The organism is Filimonas effusa, from assembly GCF_004118675.1.
In the GTDB taxonomy this organism is placed as follows: domain Bacteria; phylum Bacteroidota; class Bacteroidia; order Chitinophagales; family Chitinophagaceae; genus Filimonas; species Filimonas effusa.
This window is the reverse complement of sequence record NZ_SDHZ01000002.1, coordinates 1,616,325-1,641,716: the sequence shown is the minus strand read 5'-3', so window position 1 is coordinate 1,641,716 and position 25,392 is coordinate 1,616,325. Positions and strand designations below refer to the sequence as shown.

The window sequence follows — 25,392 nt, the reverse complement described above, 5'->3', positions numbered from 1 at the left end:
CATCAAAAACTGGTCCCGCCGCTTTTAAGCTGCCGCCAGCACTGTTGCAGCGATGTATTTACCGGGTAACTTTCTCCCGCATGCTTTTTTATAAAAGCAGCCGCATGTTCAATTCGTGCCGATGTAAGCGGATGCGAACTTAAAAAGGCAATAGCGCCGCCATGCTCCTCCGCCTGCAACCGCTTCATCAACCGTATCATCCCCTCGGGATTAATACCACTCGCCTGCAACAACTCCATGCTTTTTTCATCAGCATCTGTTTCCAGCTTCCTCGAATACGATAGCGATTCCAGCTGCGCCGCATTCGACGCCAGCACACCGGTAAGCCCCGAAGCATCACCAGTGATCACCGACAATAAAGCCGAAAAAGAAAACGACTGGAGCATCGACCGTAAGCTATGACGGTCATTGATATGTGTTACCTCATGCCCCAGCAACGCCGCAAGCTCTTCATAACTTCCCATGCTGTGAATGATCCCCGAATGAATAACAATAATACCTCCGGGCAAAGCAAATGCATTGACTGTTTTATCTTCCACTACATATACCCTGATAGCATATTGCTTGCTTAACGGCAGCTGCCCCGCAAAATCCTGTGCTATACGGCTTGCCTGCGTATCTATGATATTGGCGTTGACAGTCGACTTAAACAACGTATGGCCAAGCGCCGTCTCCTGCTGAACGGAAATTAACCGCAACCCCATCGCCGGAATGAGCGCAGTAAAAAGAAAATAACAGAAGATCACCACAGCCGCAAAAATGCCCGTTAACAACAACAACGGCCCCGAACGGCGCAAACGGCCCAGGATAGGCTGGTTCTTGTTTTGAATCGCCGTTAACAAAAAGCCGGTGATGGCATTGGCTTCGTTAAGCAACAGGTATCCCGATGCATCAGCCGAAACATATATCTTATGCCATATGGCCCGCCTTTCACCATCTAAACTTTGATCAGGCAACCAGAAAGCCGAACCTCCCGCAACAGGTACTCCCTCAGTAGCAATACGGCAGTCTTTTATGGCAAAGGCCGCCAGGAACTCCTCTGTTTCCGACGCATAAAGATTTACTTTATCGTTGAACAACAGCAGCTTCACCGCTTTAGGCTGCGCATATTGCCCCTGAAACCATAAACCCGGTGTATTGTTATGAAGCATGAATAAAAGTTCTTGAATGAAACGAACGGGAAGTTAAAATATCAGGTGCCCCTTATTCTTTATTTTCTCATTGGTGAGCTCCGCCACCATCTGAACACCGCCAATACTTTTAATACTTTGGATCATCTGCCGGCAATGCTCTTCTTCAATACAGTCGCCCTTTATCAGCCATAGAAAATCCATATGCCTGAATTCAGGTAACAAATACTCACCATCGCAGTGATTGCGATAAAGATAATGATTGAGAAAACTGTTCCGCACCTCGTGCTGGTAAACAGGAAAATAATAACTGCGCTCTTTTTTACGCAGGTGTATTTCTATTTCAGGATTCAATCGGAAACTATAACCCAGCATATGATTAAGCTGCCAGCAAAACTGGTAGTTCTTGATGGTCGCAGTGATGCCTAACAGCCTGGTATCCGTAAAAAAGTCTTCAGTAAGTTCGTCTATGTTGAGTTTCAGCTTCACACGCGATGATTTGGAAAGTAACGATGCTTTAAAATTGAATGTCGAATACTTTTTCTTCCTGGCCTCTTTTGATATGCAGCTGCGTAGTGTCTCCTTTTTTAAAGGTACGTAATGTTTGCATGTAACTCACGACATCGGTGAAGCGTTGGTCGCCCAGTTGAAAAACAATATCTCCCGTTTTCAATCCCGTGCGTTCAGCCAGTTTCCCCTTGCCGATGCCATCTACACGAACACCTGTGCCGGTGAAAGCATAATCAGGCATAATCCCCAACGTTACCGGAAGATTAACACTGCCCACCTCGGGATCTTTCGTCCGCGCAAAAGATAATTTACCCGCATTGTCAGTAGCGGCAACCACCTCCTGTATATATTTTACAATGGAAAGCGCTCCCTCGTAATTGATCTTGTCGGCATCGTCGCTGGCCTTATGATAGTCTTCATGACTGTTCGTAAAAAAGAATAATACAGGAACACCTTTATGATAGAAAGCAGCATGATCACTTGGCCCCGCCCCGCTGCTGTCAAAACGGATAGAAAGAGAATGATCCGTAATACCTTTCAGCAACCCGCCCCACTGTGGCGAACTGCCATATCCACCTATGGTAAGCGACCGGTGGCTATCATAACGGCCAATCATATCCATATTGATCATATAGTTGGGAACAATATCGGCGGAATGATTTTCAAGCCAGTATTTCGAACCTAGTAAACCCAGTTCTTCACCCGAAAAAGCAATGAACAGGTAATTGTTCTTTTTGTAAGCGGCAGACTTTAATAACCGCGCCAGCTCCAGCAGCGCCGCAGTGCCGCTGGCATTGTCATCAGCCCCGTTATGTATTGCCCCTTCACCGTCAAGACTATTGCCGTCTTCTCCCAGCCCCAGGTGGTCATAATGCGCCCCCAGTATAACAGTATGAGCAGCATTGTTATTGATAAACCCAATTACATTGTGCCCCGTACGCACCGGGTCTTCTATTTTCACCCGCAGGTCAAGCGCATACGAAGTGGTCAGGTCCGGGAAATAACGCTTGGCGGCAGCGCTGGTAATATAAACTACCGGAAGCGTCATGGCCGCCAGGGTATCTCTTTTATTAAAGCTTACATCATTGGATGGCAGCCCCGTATTGATAATGAACAATGCTTTCGCCCCCTTACGTGCAGCTATTGAAGCCTCATGGTGAATAGCTGCCAATGCATCAAAATGTGGATTGTCCTTGTTTTCGTCAAAAGCTTCTTTCAGATCCCAGAACCAGGGCTCACCCTTTTCGCGCAGCGATGGCGAAGCCGATCCCTCCATGGTCGCCGTGGCAGAGTAGGGTAGGGGAAAGAAGTCCTCACCCGGTACAAGCGCCTGGTCGTTCACCTTCAGCATATTGCCCCCCTGTGAAAACTGTTTACCCGGCCTTATCTGGAAGGGCTGCTCAAATGCCCGTACACCCCTGGGCACTAACCCTGCCTTGCTAAATTGCTCGCTGATGTACTGCATAGCCAGAAGCTCTCCGTCCGAACCCGCACGCCGGCCCCCAAGTTTATCATCTGCCAGGTAAGAAATATGCACCCGCAGGTTGGTCACAATTTCCAGGTCAGCTTTGGCCTGCGCTTTTTTCTGTTTACGGCTTTGAGCATATGTGAGAACAGGAAATGCTACCAGGATAAGCAACGCCTTTTTCATTCTGAGCAGATTTTAAAGGTACATACGGATTACCGGCTGCAAATGTACTGAAACTCCGTATCTCGTAAGGTTATACCATCCACCGTATGTACCTTTGATATTTTAAGAATTCGATTTTGACAGGAAGGAACGTACACATAGCATTGGTAGGAAATCCCAATAGCGGGAAATCATCGTTGTTTAATGCCCTTACCGGCCTCAATCAAAAGGTGGGTAACTTCCCGGGCGTTACCGTAGATAAAAAAACCGGGCACGCTTCCCTGGAAGATAATACAACCGCAACGGTAATAGATCTCCCGGGCACGTATAGCCTGTACCCCCGCCGCGCCGACGAATGGGTCGCCTATCAGGTAATGATGCGCGTCGATACCGAGGTGAAATACGATATGGTCCTCCTGGTAATGGACGCCAGTAACCTCAAACGTAACCTCCTATTCTGCAGCCAGATAATAGATCTCAAAGTGCCGGTAGTGGTAGCCCTCTCCATGATGGATATAGCCCGCTCCAAAGGCATAGAAGTAGATGTCCCAGGATTGGAAACGGAACTGGGTGTACCCGTGATCCCGGTGAACCCACGCAAGAACAAAGGCATCAGCCAGCTGAAAAAAGCCCTGGTGCAAACAGCACAACAACAATATCAGGCGCCACAGCGCGATTTTATCGGAAATAAAGAACTGGCGCCCGCCGCCGTAAGCGGCGTGCAAAAACTACTGCCGGCATTAAGCGATTATGCCGCAGTACACTATCTCATCAACCACGAGAACTTCCCCCTGCCCACCCAAACACAGGACGCAATAGAACAACTCGAAGTCGATAATAAATTCAATCCCACAAAATCACAGGCCCAAGAAATCGTACAACGCTATAGCCGCATCAGGCAAATCATGAAGCAGAATGTCGTGGAACCCGATCCGCTGCAGAAAAAACTCTTCACCGAAAAACTCGATAACCTCTTCCTGCACCGTATCTGGGGCTATGTCATCCTGCTCGCTACATTATTCCTCCTGTTCCAAAGCATCTTCTGGCTCGCCACCTACCCCATGGACCTCATCGATGCCACCTTCAGCAGCCTCCAGGGCTCGCTCGCTGGTATGCTCCCCCAAACCTGGTGGAGCGATCTCCTCCTGAATGGCGTACTCGCAGGCCTCGGTGGTATCGTCGTATTTGTCCCGCAGATCATGATCCTCTTCGGACTCATAACAATCCTCGAAGACACAGGCTATATGGCCCGCATCAGCTTCCTCAGCGATAAACTCATGCGCAAAGTAGGCCTCAACGGAAAAAGCGTGATGCCCATGATCAGCGGTTTCGCCTGCGCCGTTCCAGCAATCATGTCCGCCCGTAACATCGAAAACAAAAAAGAAAGGCTCCTCACCATTCTCGTAACTCCCTTTATGAGCTGCAGCGCCAGACTGCCGGTCTTTACAGTCCTCATTGCCCTGGCCGTCCCCAATACTTACTATTTAGGATTTCTCAGCTTACAGGGTTTAGTGATGATGGGACTTTACCTCTTGGGTATCGTAATGGCGCTGATCGTAAGTTTTGTATTGAAGATGGTGATCAAGGTAAAGGAAAAAAGCTTCTTTATATTGGAATTACCCGTTTACCGCTCACCCCGCTGGAAGAACGTAGGTATCACAATGGTAGAAAAAGCCAAGATCTTTGTTTGGGACGCCGGCCGTGTGATCATCGTTATCTCCCTCATACTTTGGGCACTTAGCAGTTACGGCCCTTCAAAAAGAATGCACGGCATCGATGAAAAATACGCCGCACTGCAGCAACAGGCTAAAACCAACGAAGAAAAGGCCGGGCTCGAAAGCGAAAAAAGCACCGAGAAACTGGAACACTCTTACGCAGGCATCATCGGCAGAACCATCGAACCCGCAATAGCACCCCTGGGCTTCGATTGGAAAATAGGTATCGCACTGGTAACTTCCTTCGCAGCACGAGAAGTGTTTGTAGGAACCATGGCCACTTTATATAGCGTAGAAGAAACCGACGATAACGTTCCGCTGCGCGAAAAAATGGCCAGCGCAGTAAGGCCCGATGGCTCTAAAGTATACACACTGCCCACCGCCTTATCACTAATGGTATTCTACGTTCTGGCAATGCAATGTATGACCACCGTGGCAATTGTAAAAAGAGAAACCAAAACCTGGAAATGGCCGCTCATCCAGGTAGGGTATATGACAGCCCTTGCCTATGTCATGAGCTTTATAGTATACCGGCTATTCTCCTAAATTCATCCGCCGTAGAAATAAAAACCGGGGCCGGCCAAAACCAATGGTCTGCCCCGGCTGCTAAATATATGGCGTGGATATACTATAAGTGAACTATAACCGCACTTGCATCGCTCATGCATCGCACTTGCATCGCACCTGTATCGCACTTGCATCGCACTTGCATCGCACCTGTATCGCACTTGCATCGCACTTGTATCGCACTTGCTGCCCTCCGCGGGCCCCCTGGATCTTGCTTTTTCCCGGTAACATCTTTGAGTCACAGTGCTATAAAACTATGGTAACCGTCGTCCCCGACTGTTCCTGGCTTTCTATCTGTATCCTTCCCCGCAGCTTCTCAAGTAACTCCCGCACCAGTATCAAACCCAGCCCGCTGCCTTTCTCGCCCCGCGTACCAGGTGTACTGTTATTTTTCTGCAAATCAAAAAGATGGGGAACTTTAGCCGCAGCTATGCCAACACCCGTGTCGCTCACTTGCAGCTCCAGCCGGCCATAAACGTTTTGCGCACGAACCGTAACACTGCCGTTTTCTGTGAACTTGATGGCATTATCCAACAGGTTGCGCAGTATAAACTGAAGCACCTGCGTCTCTATATCCAGGTCAACAGTTAAGCCCGGCGTCACACTATTAAATAACTGGGAGCCCTTGGCTGTTGCTTTAGGCTGCTGCGCATTAAAAGCCATCGATACCTGCTCATGTATATCTATAGCCTGCTTCTCGGGAAGCTTTGTCTTTATCTGTAGCTTGCCGCAATCTACCACGTTCGCCACCATCTCCAGCGTTCCGTCAAGTTGCTTTGCCGACATGCTTAACATCTCCGTTGTTTCTTCCTCGGTAAGCATACCGGAAGTCTTCAACTCTATAATAGCTTTCAGCGCAGCCAACGGGTTTCGCACATCATGAGCTATGATAGAAGTGATCCGGTTTTGCGTACTTATCATCCGCTGCGTTTCACTCTTCCTTAAACGCAACTCTATCAGCTTTTCAGCCTGACCGGCAAGCGCTTCCAGCGCAAAAACCTGGTCTGCACTAAGTTCCCGCGAGGGCCTTGTATCAAGCACACTTAATACACCCAGCACAAAACCTTCCGGGGAACTAATAGCAACACCTGCATAAAACCGGGGAGTTATTTCCTCCGTTAATGCAGACAATACAAACGAATTGGCGTCCTCCAGCAGATCAGGTATCTGTAATAACCCTTTCTGTTCAATTACTTTACTCCCCGGAAAAGATGCTGCCGGCACTTCGCTAATAGTAATGCCTGTCTTTGCTTTAAACCACTCGCGTTCCGCATCTATAAAGGAAATAAGCGCTATCGGCGCCTGGCATAACTGCGACGCCAATTGTACTATACTATCGTATTCTTTCTCGGCAGGACTATCTAACAATGCGTACCTTTTAAGTTCATGCAATCGTTCTTGTTCCTCCGGTTGTAGAGCTATCGCTTTCATATGCATCATAGGGGGTATGTATGGTATAAGGTCTTGTTTCAAAAATACCGATCCTCACGCAGCTTTATGCTTAAAATTCAGGAACTGTGGTAAAGAAGGCATAAAATTCATGCCCGTTTATTACTAATCTCACGTTGTCTGTTACAAACAACTTATTTTTAGAAAAGCAATTGAACGAACTTGTACAGAATTCGATAATGTAAACTTTTGATAATCAGCTAATATGTCTACACTCGGACGTTATCTTTTAGCAGCGGGTTCTCTTTTAGGTGTTATGTCAACACTCTCTGCTCAGAAACTCGACGCACCCCTGGCACAGTTGAGCGAGCAATATCAGCAGGAACGTGCTTACCTCCACTTCGATAAACAGGTCTACTCTCCCGGAGAAACTGTTTGGTTTAAAGCTTACCTTATGGCAGGCATCTATCCGTCCGATATCAGTAAGAACTTTTATGTCGACTGGACCGATGCCGAAGGAAATGTATTGCTTCATACCGCAACGCCACTCCTCGAAGGAACAGCGAAAGGCCAGTTCGATATACCAGCGTCCTTTAAAAGCCAGATCTTACACGTAAGAGCCTATACACAGTGGATGAAAAATTTCGATTCCGCCTTCCTGTTTACCAAAGACCTTCGTGTCGTACAAAAACCCATTCACGGCACACCTCCTAAAATAGAAACCACTCTCGGCTTCTTCCCCGAAAGCGGTGATCTTATTGCAGGACTGAAATCAAAACTGGCTTTTAAAGCCAACGATCAGTGGGGCAAACCGGTTGCAGTAAAAGGACGTATCGTAGACGCACAGGGAACTAAGATCGACACCTTTGTTACACAGTACGATGGCATGGGTTTTATAAACATGGAACCGGTAGCCGGACAAAAATATGCCGCCATCTGGAAAGATGTCAACGGTAAAATACAAACAACAGCGCTCCCCGAATCCAAAGAGTCGGGTGTAACCATGGCCGTCTCAGGTACAGGCCCAAGGCGCAGCTTCCTCGTAGAACGCGCTGCCAATACTCCCGATAACCTTAAAACGCTTTACATCGTTGCTACCTTACAACAGCAGATGATCTATCGCGCTAAGGTCGACCTTACCGAAACTACCGCTATCGGTGGAAGCATACCCGTAAATACCCTGCCCTCAGGCATCATCGTACTAAGCCTGTTCGATGCTAACTGGCTGCCCGTGGCAGAACGTATTACCTTCATCAATAATCATAACTACAGCTTTACGCCTACCGTAGATATCATCGGCGATACCCGCAAACGCGCTAAAAGCTTTATCGAAATAGATGTGCCCGATACCGTAGCAGCCAATATGTCTATCGCAGTGACCGATGCAGACCTGGCGAAAGATACCGCAAACACTATCGTCTCTTATCTGCTGCTGTCAAGCGAAATAAAAGGTTACGTGCACAACGCAGCAGCCTATTTCAGCAGCAAGGCCGATAGCCTCCAGCAGCACCTCGACCTCGTAATGTTAACAAACGGCTGGCGCCGTATTAACTGGGAACAGCTGGCAAAAGGCCAGATGCCTGCCATCAAATATCCCAAAGACACATCCTTTTTATCCTTCTCCGGGAAGGTCTTCGGCGCTACGCCTTCCGAACTCAGGGAAGCTGGTAATATTAATATGATCTTCCAGGGAAAAGACTCTTCCCGTACTTTCTCGTTTTTACCACTGAAAACCGATGGTACTTTCTCCGATCCTAATATGTTGTTCTTCGATACGGTGCGCGTATACTATCAGTTCAATTCAAAAAGCAAACTGGGCTCAAGGGTAGCCGTTTCTTTTATGAATGGCCTTGCCGATGCACCTTATAAAATTCAGGGCTTACCCGCTTATAACTTCATTACGCTCGATACCAGCGGAAACGCACGCGCCCGCTATTTTGCCGATGAACAGGCACGCCTGAAAAAATTACTCGAAACGGCAACGCTCGAAGGGGTTACCGTAAAGTCAAGAGCAAAACGCCCGGTCGACGTCCTCGACGAAAAATATACCTCGGGCATGTTTAAAGGCGATGGCTACCAGTTCGATGTATTGAACGATGTGCTGGCACAAAGCTCCTTCAGCGTGTTCCAGTACCTCCAGGGCCGCGTGGCAGGTCTGCAGATCTCCGGAACCTCCGGAGGCGCTATGGGCAGCGGACAGGAAGGCGCTACCTGGCGCGGAAGTGCTACCTCCTTCTTCCTCGACGAAATGCCCGTCGACGCACAACAGTTAGCCAATATCCCGATGACCGATGTGGCTTATATCAAGGTAATGCGCCCCCCCTTCTTCGGTAGCTTCGGCGGCGGCGCAGGTGGCGCCATAGCCGTATACACCCGCAGAGGCGGCGACGTGAAGTCCGAACCAGGGAAAGGCCTCGACTTCAAAAAAATTGCCGGCTATACCAACTTCAAAGAATTCTATTCCCCTAACTACGCAGTCGGCGACCCCCGCCACGACCAGCCCGATCTGCGCACTACCTTATACTGGAACCCCTACGTATTAACCGATCCCAAAAACCATAGGATCACAGTAGAGTTCTATAATAACGACGTTACCAAAAAACTCCGCGTAGTGCTCGAAGGGGTTAATAAAGACGGTAAACTGCTTCACTTTGAACAGGAAGTAGAATAACACAGTCATTGATAACGGATTGTTAAACCTTTGTGAACCGGGCGCACTCGCCCGGTTTTTTTATGGGGTTCACCGTTAGTGAAGCAGCGCTCCTTAAATAGGCATTAAAATCTATCTATCTTTAAATCCGTAAATGGTTTTAAAGCTAAATCCCAACGATGTTATCAAGTAGAATACCTGCCATCATTGCCTGTTCCTGCCTCCTGGGTGCATGCGGCGGGAAAAAACAAAACCCTAAAGCTTCCCAGAATCAGGCACCCATTGTAGATGTTATTGTAGCCGGCTATACAAATGTCACTAATGCCGTAGAAGCCAATGGCTCCGTCCTCGCCAACGAATTCGTTGAACTGCGGCCCGAAGTAAACGGACGCCTTACCTACCTCAACGTTCAGGAAGGTAAATATGTAGAAAAAGGAACGGTCATCGCACGCGTCAATGATGCCGACTTACAGGCACAGCTGGGTAAGATCAAAGTACAGCTCGAACTGGCAGAAAAAACAGAACAGCGTTTACGCAAGCTGCTCGATATAAATGGCGTCAACCAGGCCGATTACGATGCCGCACTCAACACCGTAAATGGCTTTAAGGCCGATATCGATTATACCCTGGCTATGATCGATAAAACGGTTGTCCGCGCCCCCTTCAGCGGAACCCTCGGATTACGGCAGGTAAGCCCGGGGGCCTTCGTTACCCCCACAACCATTATCGCCTCCATGCAACAACTGAATCAGCTGAAGGTCGATTTTACCATTCCCGAACAATATGGATCCCTGGTACAAACAGGCGGTACTGTAAACGTAGTGATAGACGGTACAGATAACGCCCGCCATAAAGCCTCCGTCATTGCAATAGAACCACAGGCAAACGCCTTAACACGTAACCTCAGGATCCGCGCTTTGTTACCCCCCGTAAGTAAAGCCAACCCCGGGGCCTTCGTAAAAGTGTACGTAGGCGAGAACATTACCCAGAAAGCAATACTGGTGCCCAGCAATGTTATTATCCCAAGCGATAAAAACAAACAGGTTGTCCTGGTCCGCGATGGAAAAGCAGCCTTCGTCAATGTCCAAACAGGCCTCAGACAGTCCAGCTTCGTAGCCATCACAAAAGGCGTCAGCCAGGGCGATACCATCGTGGTTAAAGGTGTCATGTTCGCAACCAATAACAACCCCGTTAAGGTGCGCAACATTGCTCAGCTCAATAACCTCAGGGATACCGTGAACCAGGGCCAGCAATAATCTTGTCAACAGCAAATTGAAATAAGAATCATGAACATTTCGGAGTTATCACTCAAACGCCCGGTATTCGCTACCGTGATGAATATCTTCATCATCCTCCTGGGCGTAGTGGGTTATACATTTCTGGCTGTAAGAGATTACCCGGCCATCGATCCCCCGGTTATCAACGTATCTACCTCCTACACAGGCGCCAACTCGGATATCATCGAAAGCCAGATCACCGAACCATTGGAAAAACAGATCAATGGTATCCCCGGCATTCGTACCATCACCTCCTCAAGTCAGCAGGGTAGCAGCAATATCACCGTAGAGTTTAACCTCGGAACCGATCTCGAAGCAGCAGCAAGCGACGTCCGCGATAAGGTAAGCCAGGCACAACGCAGCCTGCCCCAGGATATCGACGCCCCACCCGTAGTCTCTAAAGCCGACGCCAACAGCGACTTCATATTATTGCTCGCAGTTCAAAGCCGCACCAAAGGTCTGATGGACCTTAGCGACTATGCCGAAAACGTCCTCCAGCAACAACTGCAAACCATCGACGGCATCAGCTCTATTAATATCTTCGGACAAAAGCGCTACGCCATGCGCTTATGGCTCAAACCCGATAAACTCAACGCCTACGGCGTAGCCCTTACCGATATCAGAACAGCGCTCAATAGCGAAAACGTAGAACTGCCCCCAGGAAAGATCTACGGCAACAGCACAGAACTTACCATCCGCACACTCGGACGCCTTACTTCAGAACAGCAGTTCAGAGACCTTATCATCCGCCAGGATACCGCAGGTATCGTTCGCCTCAACGACGTAGCAACGGTTGAACTCGGCCCCGAACAATTAGACCGTGGCTGGAAATTCAATGGCGTGAATGCAGTAGGCCTCGCCATTATACCACAGCCCGGAGCCAACAACATCACCATCGCCGACGAATTCTATAAACGCCTGAAAGAAATCCAGGACGGCAACAAAGAAGATATCTCGTTCAACGTCCTTATCGATAATACCCGCAACATCCGCCACTCTCTCGACGAAGTGAAAGAAACGCTCCTGATCTCGTTCGGCCTCGTGGTGCTCGTTATCTTCTTCTTCTTCCGTAGCTGGCTCATCGCCATCAGGCCCCTGATAGATATCCCCATATCACTCATAGCCACCTTCTTCATCATGTACATCTGCGGCTTTACCGTTAACGTGCTTACGCTCTTGGGTATAGTGCTGGCAACAGGCCTCGTGGTCGATGATGGTATCGTGGTCACGGAAAATATCTTCCGTAAGCTCGAAGAAGGTATGCCCATCCGCAAAGCAGCGCTCGAAGGAAGTAAAGAAATCTTTTTCGCAGTTATCTCAACCTCTATCACACTTGCCATCGTATTCCTGCCGGTGATCTTCCTCGAAGGTTTCGTAGGACGACTGTTCCGCGAGTTTGGTGTGGTGCTCGCAGCCGCAGTATTGATCTCGGCGTTCGTTTCGCTTACCATCACTCCCGTACTAAACGTTTATCTTACCCGTAAAAACGCCGACCATGGCTGGTTCTATAAAAAAACAGAACCCTTCTTCCAGGCAATGGAAAACGGCTACCGGCGCTGGCTCGAAGCTTTCATGAGCGTACGCTGGGTGTCCTGGATCATTATAGTGGTCTGCTTCGGCCTCATCTGGTTTACACTCGGCCACCTGCAAAGCGAAATTGCACCGCTCGAAGACCGTAGCTCCATTCGCTTCACCGCTACCGCAGCAGAAGGTACAAGCTTCGAATACATGCAGGACCTCACCGATGAAGTAGCTAACTTCTTATATGATTCCGTTCCCGAACGCGACTTCGTATTCGCAAGAACCGGAGGAGGCTTCTCTTCTACCGCTACCAATACCTCACAACCAAGGATCGGACTGATCGACCCCGCCGAACGTGACCGCACCCAAAGCGAAATAGCAGCCGACCTCCAGAAAAAACTCCGCCGCTTTAACGAAGCCCGCATCTTCGCAGTACAGGAACAAACCATCTCAGTAGGTTCAGGATCACGTTCAGGCCTGCCAGTCCAGTTTGTACTCCAGAACCAGGACCTCGAAAAACTGAAGGAAATGATCCCTGAATTCCTGGCCGAAGCACGTAAAGACAAAACTTTCTCGAACGTCGACGTTAACCTCAAATTCAATAAACCCGAGATCCAGCTTTCTGTCGACAGGATCAAAGCCCGCGACCTCGGCGTATCTACAGCCGATATTGTTGCCGCCGCACAGGCCGCATTCTCCGGCGGACGTATGGCCTATTTTATTATGAATGGCTTCCAGTACCAGGTAATAGCCCAGGTAGAACGGAACGATCGTAATAAACCCGGCGATATCGACAAACTGTACGTCCGCAACAACAGGGGCGAAAACATTCCCCTCGACGCCGTGATCCACCTCGAAGAAAGCAGCAGCCCCGCAACACTCTACCACTTTAACCGCTATAAGGCAGCTACCATCTCAGCTTCCCTTGCCGATGGTAAAACCATTGGCGACGGCATCGCAGCAATGCAGGCTATCGGTAATAAATTACTCGACCACACCTATCAAACGGCCCTCTCAGGGGCATCACGTGACTATGCCGAAAGCTCATCCAACATCATGTTCGCCGTCGTGCTGGCGCTCGTATTCATCTACCTGGTGTTGGCCGCACAGTTCGAAAGCTTCCTCGACCCGTTTACCATCATGTTCACCGTTCCGCTCGCAGCAGCAGGGGCATTCTTGAGCTTATACATCTTCGGACAAACACTCAATATCTTCTCGGAAATAGGTATGATCATGCTCATAGGCCTCGTTACCAAAAACGGTATCCTTATAGTAGAGTTTGCAAACCAGAAACGCGAAATAGGATTGCCAAGAAAACAGGCCGTACTCGAAGCCGCACAGCAACGCCTGCGTCCTATCTTAATGACAAGCCTGGCAACCTCACTGGGCGCCCTGCCTATTGCATTGAGCCTGGGTGCCGCATCTACCAGCCGTATCCCACTCGGTATCGTGATCGTAGGTGGTATCGTTTTCTCACTAATTTTGACACTTTTTGTTATCCCTGCAGTATACACATACATATCTGGAAAACACAAAGTACATGAAACTCACATAACAGAATAAACAGCTGTTAAAATGAAAAGAACGCTGATAATAGCTCTCTTGGGAATGCCAGCGCTGGCTATGGCACAGCAGCTCACACTCCCCGATGCCATAAATATTGCACTAAAGAACAGCCTCGATATACAACTGGCTAAGAACAACGTTTCAAGAAACGCCGTATTGAATAACTACGGCGTTGCAGGAGGCTTACCTACCGTAAGCGCCACTGCCACCGATAACGAACAGATCACATCCATTAACCAGGAGTTCGCCAATACAGCCCGGAATACAAAAAGAAGCAACGTTGCCGCCAATAACCTCAGCGCCAGCGCTACAGGCAGTATCCTTCTGTCTAACGGATACCGCGTGATAGCCACCAAAAACAGGCTCGATCAGCTCCAGAAGCAATCAGAACAATTACTCAACGCACAAATTCAGAATACCATCGCAGGGGTAATGGTCGCCTACTTCGATATCGTACGCCAGCAGGGTTATGTAAAAACAATAGAACAGTCCATAGCCGTTTCACAACAAAGACTCGATATCATAAAGGTGCAGCAGAGCGTAGGCCTTGCCAATAATGCCGACCTCTTCCAGGTACAACTCGATCTTACAGCTTTACTGCAGGCCCAACAGTCACAGGAACTGGTCATCAAACAGGCAAAAACAGAACTGTTACGGCAACTCACCCTGCAGGCCGATTCAAGCATTGCTATCGCCGACACCATCCTCGTCGAAAAAGGGATCCTGCTCGAAACCATTTCAAATAGGCTCACAACAAACCCCGATATCATCGCAGCTGAACAACAGGTAAAGATCAATGAGTTTATCGTAAAAGAAACCGCCGCACAACGTTATCCTTCCCTAAGGCTTAATGGTGGCTATAACTTTATCTATAACAAAAGCGCTGCGGGCGATACGCGTTTAAATAACAGCTACGGCCCCGTTTTAGGTTTAAACGTAACCATTCCCATCTATAACGGCAGTGCCGTAAAACGCCAGCAACAGGCAGCGGAATACGATGTAAAAAATGCCGACCTCCAACGCCGCGGCGTCATCCGCGACTACGAAGCCAATATGGTTAAAACCTACCAGGCATATAGCATCACAATGCAGCAGCTCGAAACAGAACAGGCCAACTTCCACATTGCCCAGCAGCTGCTGGATCTCGTAATGCAGAAATTTCAGGTAAAACAGGCAACCATCCTCGAAGTAAGAGAAGCCCAGAAAAGCTTTGAAGATGCAGGCTACAGGCTCATAAACCTCAACTTCGCCGCCAAATCTTCCGAAATAGAATTGAAACGCTTAGCCAGCATGCTCGCATTATAATTGTAATCGTGCCGGCTGCACCAACCCTATCGAAGTCGTCCCCGGTGCGGGACGGACTGTCTATAAACGGGTAGCCATGCAATGCACGATCAACAAGTGAGAAAGCCTTTCCGCTTAGTTCGCAATAGCCTCTTTGTTATACTTGTTACGATACTGAACAGGCGATAACCCCGTTACCTTGCGGAATACGGTTCTGAAAGCTTTGGTATCGGAATAACCAACATCATACATCAGCTCATTCACACTTTTGCGGCTGGTTTCAAGCCCCTTTTTGGCGGCTTCTATCTTTACACGCTGTATATATTCAACAACAGTATTCGAAGTCGCTTTTTTAAAACGTAAATGCCATGCTCATCGGTAACGATCTTCTCCGTAACAAGAAATAGCTAAAGGCACGCTCGTCCTGATCCGCCAACAGCAATTTCGCTGATGTTTTCTGACCGCATCTTCTTAACTTTCTCCTATAACTACCCATTTCATGAAAATAGCCGCATTTCGGAAAATAGGAGCAACGCTCATAGGAGGAATAATGGCAATAAACATAGGTTGCAGCCATAATCCCTACGCAGCTGCCAATAAAACCTACCGCCGCGAAGTAAAATCACTGGCGGCAGTATTAAAAGCGCAACCTGCCCCCGATTCCTTACCTCCGGCCTATTGGGTAGGAACAACCAATTTCGGGTTACGAAAACCCAACTTCGTTATCATACACCATACCGCCCAAAACTCCTGCGAACAAACGCTCGCCGCTTTTACCAGGCAGGCTTCACAGGTAAGCGCACATTATGTCATCTGTAAAAACGGCACTATCCACCACATGCTTAACGACTACCTCCGCGCCTGGCACGCCGGCGTCTCTCAATGGGGCGGTAATTCCGATATCAACAGTAGCAGCATAGGCATCGAAATCGATAACAACGGCAACGAACCCTTTACCGAAGAACAGATCACCAGCCTGATGCGCCTTTTACGTAAACTGAAAAAAGACTACAGCATCCCCGCACACCATTTCATCGGCCATTCCGATATTGCACCGGGACGAAAAGTAGACCCCTCCAGGTATTTCCCCTGGCAACGCCTGGCTGCCGGAGGTTATGGCCTCTGGTATTCCGATACCACCGGCAGCCAGATCCCCGAAAACTTTAACGCCGTTCAGGCCCTGAGAATAGTAGGCTATAATTGTAAAGACAGCCTCGCCGCCATGTCGGCTTTTAAGCTGCACTTCGTTCCCACCGACACTTCCCGGACTTTTACCGACGCCAATCGTAAGATCCTTTACGCCGTACTGCAGGCCTGCCCCTGAGGGCTCGCGAACTACTGTTAGCTAAATGTTATAACGCATTGACCCATGTAATTTTCGGGCCGTTTTTACGTCTTATAGGTAGATTAAAAACCCGTAACAACATGAAAAAGATAGGAATGATGCTGTTGTTGTCGCTTGGCCTTTTTACTGCTGCAAATGCGCAAAGACACGTGGGCGGTGGTATACGGGGTGGCGGCAATTTTTACCGGGGTGGCAGCCGGGTAATTGTTTCTGCAGGACCTTATTTCCCGATGTATTATGGAATGGGCGCTCCTTACCTGGGATGGGGATATGGATACGGCTTTGGATACCCCGGTCCCTATTATAACAACGGTTATCGCTACGCACCTAAACCGTCTAAGCTCGACATGCAGATCGACGATATTAAACATGAATATCAGCAAAAGATCAATGCCGCCAGAGACGATAATAGCATTAGCGGTAAAGAACGAAGAGCAACGGTCCGCTCATTGAAAAATGAACGCGAAATGGCAATAACACAGGCCAAAAGAGACTTTTACAAAAGCAAATAGTGTAGTGTGTAGTTGTAGTGAAAAGCCCCGGTTAACCGGGGCTTTTTAGCTTTCGCTGCTATCCCCCCGAACAGCAGTGCAACCTTCTGATAATCAGATGCACCATGTATTCGTTTTCCATAAAATATTTTATATTTTCTTTTCCTTGCAAATGCAGAAGATAGAAAGTAACTTGTAAAGAATCCCAATCAGGCACCCTATGTCTTCGGCAAACGAACTGATCGAAAGTCTGCTCCTGTCTTATAAGGAGGTAATAGGAGGGCAGTTCAATGCCTATCGCAACCACGTTTACCGCGTTTATCTCAATTGCCTTTTAATCGACCCCACAGAAGCCAACGCCGGAAAATACGCCGTCGCAGCAGTCTTTCATGATATAGGTATTTGGATAAAACATTCCTTCGATTATATCGACCCCTCTATAGAACAGGCAGAATATTATTTGACCGAAGAAGGTGCATGCGACTGGGTCGAAGAAATCGCCGCCATGATCTACTGGCATCATAAAACCGCTAAATACAAAGGAAACTACCAGCTTACAGTAGAAACTTTCAGAAAAGCCGACTGGACCGACGTATCCTTTGGCCTCTTCCGCTTCGGCCTCAAACCAAAGCAACTAAAAGAAAACAGGCGGAACTATCCCGGCCGGGGTTTCCACCTGTTCCTCCTGAAAGGCGTTTCCGGACACGCTTTCCGGCACCCCTTTTATCCCTTGCCAATGTTTAAGTAAACCTGCCGGCACTAACCATAAATCACATTCAGCGTAATATTCGTCCCGCCAAGCGCCTTTGATATAGGACAATTCTCTTTCGCTCCGTTCGCAAAAGCCTTGAAATCCTCCTCCGAAACGCCTTCAATGGCAGAAGCCTTTAAGTCAAGTGTAATGTTCGAGATCTTCAGAGCCGACATGTCAAATTCTACTGTCGCCTTTGTATCCAGATCCCCGGCAGTGATCCCTTTTTCAGTGAGCGCAGCGCTTAATGCCATGGTAAAACATCCCGCATGCGAAGCGCCTAACAGTTCTTCAGGATTGGTGCCCACACCCTCGGCAAAACGGGTATTGAAAGAGTATTGCGTATTGCTCAGGGTAGTGCTCTGCGTTGAAATAGTACCATTTCCTTCTTTCAGGTTGCCATTCCAATGAGCGTTTGCTGTCCTTTTCATAAATTTCAAGTTTAGTGTTTGTATTGTTTTTTGATGATGTAAAGTTCTAACCTAACCCGTGCAAATATTTTAACCCAGGTTAAAATATGGAACTGGGTTAACAGGAAAACACCCAAAAGGTTCAGCCCAAAACTTCTGCTGATCCTGCTGCCCTTGGCATGATTTTACTTCTAATCAACAGAACACAAAAACAATTACCTATGACACAGAAAGATGTAACAAACAAAGACCCCAAAAAGGAAAAGGATAAAGACGCTATAAAGCCCGATCCCGAAACCTTGCACACTACCGACCCGCAGGAACATATGGAAGGCCCCATCTCTTCTTTAGTACAATCAGCTAAAGAAACCATGGAAGAAGAAGACGGCGATAAAAAACAGGAAAAAGATAAAAAAGAAAACAAGAGCTAATAAACAGGTGTATGATAGATAGATCCAAATAGCTACAGGCTTTCAAACAGGATTCAGTTATCATACACTTGTTTTATTTTAATCAATAGCTGGCCGGTTAACCAGTATGCAAACGCATCCGGCAAAATAACCCGCAACTTCTTTTTTTAACCGGCTGGTATTTATGCGCTGGTTTTGGTATTTTGTTTCTCAAATAACCAATATATGACATCAAAACCAATCCTGGCCTTTATTGCTATTATCTCCTTTTTTTCCTCTTGCGCCACCATTATCAAAGGCAGTAGACAATCAATTCCGGTAAGTTATAAACAGGATAATGTCAACGTGTACATTAATGGTACGAAACAAACAGGCGCCCTTCCTGAACTATACCTGAAGCGTAGCGGAGAACCGTTAAAAGACAGCAGTGGAAAAAAAGGATATGTTCTCCTATTCCATAAGCCGGGATACCAGGATTCAATCATTAATCTCGGTTATAAACACAACGGCTGGATCTGGCCCAACTTGCTTTTTGGAGGTATAATAGGCATCGCCATAGATATTGCCACAAAAGCAAATCGTACACTAACGCCCAAAGAATTGGTTATCGATCTGAAAAAAGATTAAGTGACTGGTATAGCTGCATTCTACTCTACTATCTCCGTCTTTTTTTTATAATTCGAAAACAGGCTGCCATAAGGTTGTCAGTGCCTCTTTTTTCCTTTGTGTAAGCAAACACACAATAACAGAAATCTTATCGTTATGACAACACAAAACACAGCCGTTGAAGCGCAGTCCTTCATTTCTTCCGCCGACCTGCTAAACGAATGGATAGGCCATCGCCGCCTTACCCGTAAAGCCATCGAAGCATTCCCCGAAGACCAGTTCTTTACCTACAGCATAGGCGGTATGCGCCCCTTTGCTATTATGGTAAAAGAATTGATCGACGTAAGCGTACCCGGCATCGAAGGCATTGTTACCGACAAATGGAATACCGACTCCAGCTGGGAACACTCATATCCCGAAGAGCAAAGAACCAAAGCCCACGTGCTTGCCCTATGGGATAAAGGAACAGAAACCATCATAGAACGCTTCCCGCAGATCTCCGAAGAACGTTTCCGCGAAACTATCATGGCCTTCGGCCAGTTCGAAGGAACAGTTTATTCTACAGTGCTTTATTTTATCGATAACGAAGTACACCACCGCGCCCAGGGTTATGTATACCTCCGCAGCCTTGGCATAGAACCACCAGCCTTCTGGGACCGTAACTGATAACAGGGAATAAGCTAAATAGTGGAATCAGGAGCTGACCCAAAACAACGGTCAGCCCCTGATGTATATGTACTTGAGGCCAATAAATAACTGGCATTACAACTCGCTGCAACTACCTGCATTCCCAGCCGGAAAGCTTATAATGAACTCGGTGCCTTCTCCCTCCTTGCTGTTTACACTAATGCTGCCGTCATTCATTTGCACAAACTTGTCAACCAGCATCAACCCAATGCCAATACCACGTTCCCGCCCCGTACCATAAGTAGAAATGTTCTTTCCAACATCATGGAACAGCCTGTCAACTTTATCGGCCGCCATACCTATACCATTGTCCTTGATCGATATGTTTACCCGCTCCTTATCACCCGAAGTCCTGATCACAATCGATCCGCCGGGCATCGTGAACTTTATCGCATTGGTAATGATATTCTGAAGTAAGATCCGCAATTGATCGATATCCGCATGTATCCTTACCTGCTCCCCACGAATATGAATAATAGTGATCTGCTTTTGCTCCGCAACCTTCCGGAACAATTCCAGCAACTCCTGGATAACAGCATCAGGACTGGCAACTTGCTTATCAGCTTTTAATCCCTTCCGCTGATTGTTGGCCCATAACAATAAATTCTCAAGCATCGCCGAAGTCACAGACATCTGCTCAAAGAAACGCGCAACCAGCAGTTGCTTTTCCGTTTCCGCCAGGTGATTATCTGCAAATAACTCCTGGGTCCCCAACATCGACGCAAAAGGAGTCCGCAAATCATGACCTACAATTGAAAATAACTGGTCCTTCGTTTGATTCAGCTCCTCCAGCTCCTGGTTCTTTTGCTCGATCAGTTTCTTTTGTATAATGATCTGATCCGATTTACTTTGAAGCTTTTTATAAAGCCGCTTAATACGTGAAGCATTCTTTAATACCATGATCAAAACCAAACCCAGGAACAAAGCCACCAACAGTATTACAAAAATGATCATCTTGTCAACAGCCCTCTTATCTCTTGCTATCTGGTTGCTCTTGACAAGTAGCTCGTTTTCCGCACGCTCCTGTTTAAGATGAAGACCATTGATCTCACTTTCCTTCGACTCATTAAAAAGACTGTCACTATACAACTTTTCCTGCACCAGGTAATCATATGCTTTCTCGATCTCGCCGGTCGCTTTGTAGGTCTTATGAAGTATTCTCAGCGAACGCTCGATATCCCATTTGGCATTAACACGCCTCGCATTCGCAAGCCCCTTTTCTCCATAGCTGACAGCCTTATCATATGACCGCTGCGCATAATAACACTCCGCCAAACCAGTTAAAGCATACCCCGTTTCCCACTCATCCTGGAACGCTTTATTTTCAATGACCGATGTATAAAAAAGAATAGCCCTGCCACTCTCTCCCTTCTGGTAATAATAATCAGCAAGCTTGTTGTTGGCCATAGTACGCATCCGCTTATCATTGATGGCGGTACTAATGGCCTTGCTCCTTAAAAGATAACGAAATGCATGGTCAGGTTGCTTATCGTCAAAATAACACAAAGCAATATTGAAATAGTTCGCCGACAACCGGCCTTGATTATTCAGTTGCTGGTTAAGCGCAGCAGCTCTTAAAAATTGAGAAAGAGAAGCCTTTACATCTTTTTCCGTTAAATAAACAAGCCCCAGCATATTCGAAGCATTCGCCATCTCCTCCAGGTTGTTGATCTGCTTGCTTAAGTTTAACGCTATCAGCGCATACTCCAGGGTAAGATTATATTCCCCTAAATGATAATATAACTTGGCGAGATTGGTGTTGGCAGTAGCCTCACCACGTTTATAACCTATCTTCTGCGAATGATGGATAGCCTGCCGGCTGAAATAGATCGTACTGTCCGACCCATAAGGCTCATAAGCCCTGGCAATAGCGTTCATAAGATCAATCGAGCCGGTATCTGCACGTTGATGCTTTTGCACAATACGCTGCTTCCAGGCCGCTAAAAGCGAGTCTAGGTTTTGGGCGTGCACAAACAAGGGTAATATCAGCAGCAATAAGGCAATACGTCTCAGAAACATACCTTGGGGTTAATAGCCGGAACGCCGGATAGGACTTACAGTTTGAGGGTTAAGAAATAAAAATCCTTATAAAGATATTTATTTCTGAGCGATATTCCCCTTAATCGGGGAGCCCTTATAATGTTAAATCCATAATAGACCCCGGGGTCTGTTTCAATGGGTAAACCTTTCCACACTAAGCATTTTCCAGGTCCTTTATAACAAGCTTTTTCATCTTCAGCAAGGCACTCATTACGCGCTGAGCCTTTTCTCCACCCTTACTCATCAGTGCACCCAGGTTGGCAGGTACTATCTGCCAGCTCACGCCATATTTGTCCACCAGCCATCCGCAGGCAATCTCTTTACCGCCTTCGCTCGTAAGCGTTTCCCAATACCGGTCAATCTCTTCCTGTGTATTACACGCTGCAACCAACGATACTGCATCAACAAATGTAAAATGATGAGCATGTGAACTATCCATCGCCATCATCACATAACCGTTAACAGAAAATTGGGCATGTTTAATATAGTCGGTATTGTCGCCCTCTCCTTCTCCGTATTTTAAAATGCCCCTTACGTTTGATTGAGGAAATAACTGCGTATAGAACGAAATAGCTGCCGCCGCTTTGCCCGCATTATCACCAACAAACATAAGCGTCGGAGAAAACCTTTGTATAGGCAGCTCCTCCTTATTGGTTATTAATTGCCAGTTCACCCCATACTTGTCTTCAACCCAGCCGTAATAAGAACTCCACGGATAACTGTCCAAAGGCATCAATACCTTGCCGCCTTCTGTCAGTTTGTTCCAGCACGCTTCCGTTGCCTCCTTATGCTCATTCGAAAACATGAACGAAATCGCAGGATTGGGCTTACTCGTAGGGCCATCATTCAGCAACATCAGTTTCTGCCCGTCAATCTCCAGTATGTTTACAATAGGCGACGACTGAACGGTCTTCGCGCCAAATACATCCGCATATAAAGCCGCCGCCTCCGCAATTTTACCCTTGATGGTGAGGCATGGATAGATAGAGTTATTCATAAAAAAATGTTTTATTTTTTCGGTAATGTAAACATACGATCCTTGGGAACGGTTTCATAGGGCTAAAAAAGACATTCTTAGGGTTGAAAACGACAGCGCTTTAAAACACCGCTTAATATCTCAATTTTTCAAGATATATTGGATGCCGGAAACCTTAAATTGCATACGCAACGATTGAAAAATAAAATATATGAAACTCCTGACGAACCTCTTGCTTGCCCTGGTCGTTTCAACCTCCTCCTACGCCCAGTCTTATGATCCCGTGATCTTAAAAAAAGTAAATACACTCCTGGCCAAAATGACGCTCGAAGAAAAGATCGGTCAACTGAATCAATATTCGGGCCGCCAGGTAACAGGTCCTGTTAATGAACAGAACAAAACACAAAAGGCCGATATCTCATCAGGCATGGTAGGCAGCATGCTCAATGTAAAAGGCGCAAAAGATACCCGCGAAGTCCAGGAAATGGCCCTGCAGTCCCGTCTAAAGATCCCACTGCTCTTTGGCCTCGATGTGATACATGGCTACAAAACCGTATTCCCTATTCCCCTGGGCGAAACTGCATCATGGGATATGCAACTCCTCGAACAGGCAGCACACATAGCCGCTAAAGAAGCCGCTGCATGTGGTATCCACTGGACTTTTGCACCAATGGTCGATATTGCAAAAGATCCGCGCTGGGGCCGCATCATGGAAGGCGCCGGTGAAGATACCTACCTCGGCGTACTTGCCGCCAAAGCAAGAGTACGTGGCTTCCAGGGAGCCCGCCTCGGCGGTACCGACGCCATCATGGCCTGCGCCAAACACTTCGCCGCCTACGGCGCAGCCATAGCAGGACGCGACTACAACGCTGTTGATATGAGCGAAGTACAGCTTTGGCAAGACTACCTCCCGCCTTTCCACGCCGCCGTAGAAGCAGGCGTAGCAACTTTTATGAACTCCTTCAACTCTCTTAACGGTGTTCCCGCTACAGGTAACGCTTACCTGCAAAGGGATATATTAAAAGGTAAATGGAAATTCAATGGCTTCGTCGTAAGCGACTGGGGCTCCATAGGCGAAATGACACATCACGGTTTCGCAGAAAATGATACCATCGCAGCCCTCCAGGCCATCACCGCCGGTAGTGATATGGACATGGAAAGCAAAGCATATATCAATGGCCTCGCACTGCTCGTAAAACAAAAGAAAGTAGATGTCGCACTCATCGACGACGCCGTACGCCGCATCCTCTATAAAAAATATGAACTCGGCCTCTTCGATGATCCCTTTAAATTCTCCGACCCCGCAAGAGAACAACGTGTACTGAACGATCCTTCTCACGCAGCAATAGCACGTAAAGTAGCAGAACGTTCTATCGTATTATTGAAAAATGAAAACAAAACACTGCCCATCACTACAGCAGCTAAAACCATAGCCCTGATCGGACCGTTATCAAAATCTAAACTCGATATGGCCGGCGGATGGGCAGTACAGCCTGTCGATACCACCATCTTCGTTAATATATACGATGGCCTCAAAAACAATGCATCCGGCGCTTCCATCCTTACCGCCAAAGGATGCGCCATAAAAGGAAATGATAGATCAGGCTTCGAAGAAGCGCTCGGCATAGCCCGCCAGGCCGACATAGTCGTAATGGCCATAGGCGAAACTTTTACCATGAGCGGCGAAGCAAAATCAAGAAGCAACATCGGTGTGCCAGGCGTTCAGCAACAACTGCTGGCAGCAATAAAAGCAACTGGTAAACCCGTAGTGGCCGTAGTAATGGCTGGCCGTCCATTGATCATGGATACCGTAAACGCACAAGCCGATGCCATAGTATATGCCTGGTGGTTAGGTAGCGAAGCAGGTAATGCCATATCAAATGTCCTCTTCGGAAAATACAATCCTTCTGGAAAACTACCGGTAACCTTTCCCCGTAACCTCGGCCAGATTCCAATTACCTATAAACAAACAAGTACAGGACGCCCCGTATTACCCAACGGCGATATTACCTACCGCTCCGCTTATATCGATGTAGTGAATACACCTCAATACGCTTTCGGTTATGGCTTAAGTTATACAACTTTCGGATACAGCAACCTGCAGTTCAGTAAAACCTCCTTCAGTGGCAACGACTCGGTAAAAGTGTCGTTTGTGATAACCAACACAGGTAACGTAGCAGGTGAAGAAGTAACACAGTGCTACATTCGAGATAAAGTTGCTTCCATCGTTCGCCCGCTGAAAGAGCTGGTAGGATATCAAAAACTAATGTTGCAGCCAGGTGAAAGCAAAACCATCAGCTTCACACTTGACAAAAACAAACTGGCATTCTATAACAGCAACTTGAAGCTCATAACAGAACCCGGTGAGTTCGACGTAATGATAGGCGGGGCTTCCGATAACACCCCATTGAAAGGAACTATCAACTATAAATAAATA

At 47.5% G+C, this 25,392-nt stretch carries 19 protein-coding genes and 1 pseudogene; 12 read left to right on the top strand and 8 right to left on the bottom strand.

Translation table 11 applies throughout. From position 1 onward, the window contains the following. Window positions 1-2: 2 nt before the first annotated feature. Genes ESB13_RS17790 through ESB13_RS17780 form a run of 3 tightly spaced genes read right to left on the bottom strand, consistent with a single transcriptional unit; the run spans window position 3 to window position 3,291 of the window. Window positions 3-1,151, bottom strand: coding sequence for a M48 family metallopeptidase (locus ESB13_RS17790; protein ID WP_129004970.1), 1,149 nt, complete (start codon window positions 1,149-1,151; stop codon window positions 3-5). A 33-nt stretch (window positions 1,152-1,184) separates the two neighbouring features. After that, window positions 1,185-1,619 carry an IPExxxVDY family protein gene (locus ESB13_RS17785; RefSeq protein ID WP_129004969.1) on the bottom strand — a complete coding sequence of 145 codons (435 nt, stop codon included), beginning with the start codon at window positions 1,617-1,619 and terminating at the stop codon, window positions 1,185-1,187. 28 nt (window positions 1,620-1,647) lie between these two features. Further along, the gene (locus ESB13_RS17780; protein WP_129004968.1) at window positions 1,648-3,291 is read right to left on the bottom strand and encodes a M28 family peptidase; all 1,644 of its coding nucleotides are present in this window, start codon (window positions 3,289-3,291) and stop codon (window positions 1,648-1,650) included. A gap of 116 nt (window positions 3,292-3,407) precedes the next feature. Between ESB13_RS17780 and feoB the strand changes: the two genes are divergently transcribed. After that, window positions 3,408-5,531 (top strand): ferrous iron transport protein B, encoded by a 2,124-nt coding sequence (gene feoB, locus ESB13_RS17775; protein ID WP_129004967.1) that lies wholly within the window; start codon window positions 3,408-3,410, stop codon window positions 5,529-5,531. Between the two features lie 267 nt (window positions 5,532-5,798). Here the strand turns inward: feoB and ESB13_RS17770 are convergent, their stop codons facing one another. Next, on the bottom strand, window positions 5,799-6,983 hold the full coding sequence (locus tag ESB13_RS17770; RefSeq protein WP_164974261.1) for a GAF domain-containing sensor histidine kinase: 1,185 nt from the start codon (window positions 6,981-6,983) through the stop codon (window positions 5,799-5,801). Between the two features lie 223 nt (window positions 6,984-7,206). Here ESB13_RS17770 and ESB13_RS17765 point away from each other — a divergent pair, with 223 nt between their 5' ends. The 4 genes from ESB13_RS17765 to ESB13_RS17750 all read left to right on the top strand — a co-directional run bounded on the left by ESB13_RS17765 (window position 7,207) and on the right by ESB13_RS17750 (window position 15,260). Further along, window positions 7,207-9,612 (top strand): TonB-dependent receptor plug domain-containing protein, encoded by a 2,406-nt coding sequence (locus ESB13_RS17765; RefSeq protein ID WP_129004965.1) that lies wholly within the window; start codon window positions 7,207-7,209, stop codon window positions 9,610-9,612. A gap of 158 nt (window positions 9,613-9,770) precedes the next feature. Beyond that, window positions 9,771-10,847: an efflux RND transporter periplasmic adaptor subunit gene (locus ESB13_RS17760; protein ID WP_129004964.1), complete on the top strand. Its 1,077-nt coding sequence runs from the start codon at window positions 9,771-9,773 to the stop codon at window positions 10,845-10,847. Between the two features lie 30 nt (window positions 10,848-10,877). Beyond that, window positions 10,878-13,952 carry an efflux RND transporter permease subunit gene (locus ESB13_RS17755; protein WP_129004963.1) on the top strand — a complete coding sequence of 1,025 codons (3,075 nt, stop codon included), beginning with the start codon at window positions 10,878-10,880 and terminating at the stop codon, window positions 13,950-13,952. Window positions 13,953-13,964: 12 nt separating this feature from the next. Next, window positions 13,965-15,260: a TolC family protein gene (locus tag ESB13_RS17750; protein WP_129004962.1), complete on the top strand. Its 1,296-nt coding sequence runs from the start codon at window positions 13,965-13,967 to the stop codon at window positions 15,258-15,260. A 114-nt stretch (window positions 15,261-15,374) separates the two neighbouring features. Here ESB13_RS17750 and ESB13_RS17745 read toward each other — a convergent pair. After that, window positions 15,375-15,599, bottom strand: a pseudogene (locus tag ESB13_RS17745) (helix-turn-helix domain-containing protein); the annotation flags it as partial. 139 nt (window positions 15,600-15,738) lie between these two features. Between ESB13_RS17745 and ESB13_RS17740 the strand changes: the two are divergent. The 3 genes from ESB13_RS17740 to ESB13_RS17730 all read left to right on the top strand — a co-directional run bounded on the left by ESB13_RS17740 (window position 15,739) and on the right by ESB13_RS17730 (window position 17,823). Beyond that, window positions 15,739-16,563 (top strand): N-acetylmuramoyl-L-alanine amidase, encoded by an 825-nt coding sequence (locus tag ESB13_RS17740; RefSeq protein WP_246022600.1) that lies wholly within the window; start codon window positions 15,739-15,741, stop codon window positions 16,561-16,563. Between the two features lie 101 nt (window positions 16,564-16,664). Then, window positions 16,665-17,096: a hypothetical protein gene (locus ESB13_RS17735; protein ID WP_129004961.1), complete on the top strand. Its 432-nt coding sequence runs from the start codon at window positions 16,665-16,667 to the stop codon at window positions 17,094-17,096. A gap of 199 nt (window positions 17,097-17,295) precedes the next feature. Beyond that, window positions 17,296-17,823, top strand: coding sequence for an HD domain-containing protein (locus ESB13_RS17730; RefSeq protein WP_129004960.1), 528 nt, complete (start codon window positions 17,296-17,298; stop codon window positions 17,821-17,823). An 11-nt stretch (window positions 17,824-17,834) separates the two neighbouring features. Here the strand turns inward: ESB13_RS17730 and ESB13_RS17725 are convergent, their stop codons facing one another. Beyond that, window positions 17,835-18,257, bottom strand: a complete 423-nt coding sequence (locus ESB13_RS17725; protein WP_129004959.1) for an OsmC family protein — start codon at window positions 18,255-18,257, stop codon at window positions 17,835-17,837. A 200-nt stretch (window positions 18,258-18,457) separates the two neighbouring features. Here ESB13_RS17725 and ESB13_RS17720 point away from each other — a divergent pair, with 200 nt between their 5' ends. From ESB13_RS17720 to ESB13_RS17710, 3 genes are all read left to right on the top strand, one after another. Continuing rightward, entirely contained in the window at window positions 18,458-18,667 is a 210-nt protein-coding gene (locus tag ESB13_RS17720; RefSeq protein WP_129004958.1) for a hypothetical protein, read from the top strand. A gap of 204 nt (window positions 18,668-18,871) precedes the next feature. Further along, window positions 18,872-19,273 carry a hypothetical protein gene (locus tag ESB13_RS17715; RefSeq protein WP_129004957.1) on the top strand — a complete coding sequence of 134 codons (402 nt, stop codon included), beginning with the start codon at window positions 18,872-18,874 and terminating at the stop codon, window positions 19,271-19,273. A 135-nt stretch (window positions 19,274-19,408) separates the two neighbouring features. After that, entirely contained in the window at window positions 19,409-19,918 is a 510-nt protein-coding gene (locus ESB13_RS17710; RefSeq protein ID WP_129004956.1) for a DinB family protein, read from the top strand. 96 nt (window positions 19,919-20,014) lie between these two features. Here the strand turns inward: ESB13_RS17710 and ESB13_RS17705 are convergent, their stop codons facing one another. Both ESB13_RS17705 and ESB13_RS17700 read right to left on the bottom strand, forming a co-directional pair. After that, window positions 20,015-21,958, bottom strand: coding sequence for a tetratricopeptide repeat-containing sensor histidine kinase (locus ESB13_RS17705; protein ID WP_129004955.1), 1,944 nt, complete (start codon window positions 21,956-21,958; stop codon window positions 20,015-20,017). A 175-nt stretch (window positions 21,959-22,133) separates the two neighbouring features. After that, window positions 22,134-22,976: a VOC family protein gene (locus tag ESB13_RS17700; protein WP_129004954.1), complete on the bottom strand. Its 843-nt coding sequence runs from the start codon at window positions 22,974-22,976 to the stop codon at window positions 22,134-22,136. Between the two features lie 190 nt (window positions 22,977-23,166). Between ESB13_RS17700 and bglX the strand changes: the two genes are divergently transcribed. After that, complete coding sequence (gene bglX, locus ESB13_RS17695) at window positions 23,167-25,389, top strand: beta-glucosidase BglX (RefSeq protein ID WP_129004953.1); 2,223 nt, start codon at window positions 23,167-23,169, stop codon at window positions 25,387-25,389. Window positions 25,390-25,392 lie beyond the last annotated feature (3 nt).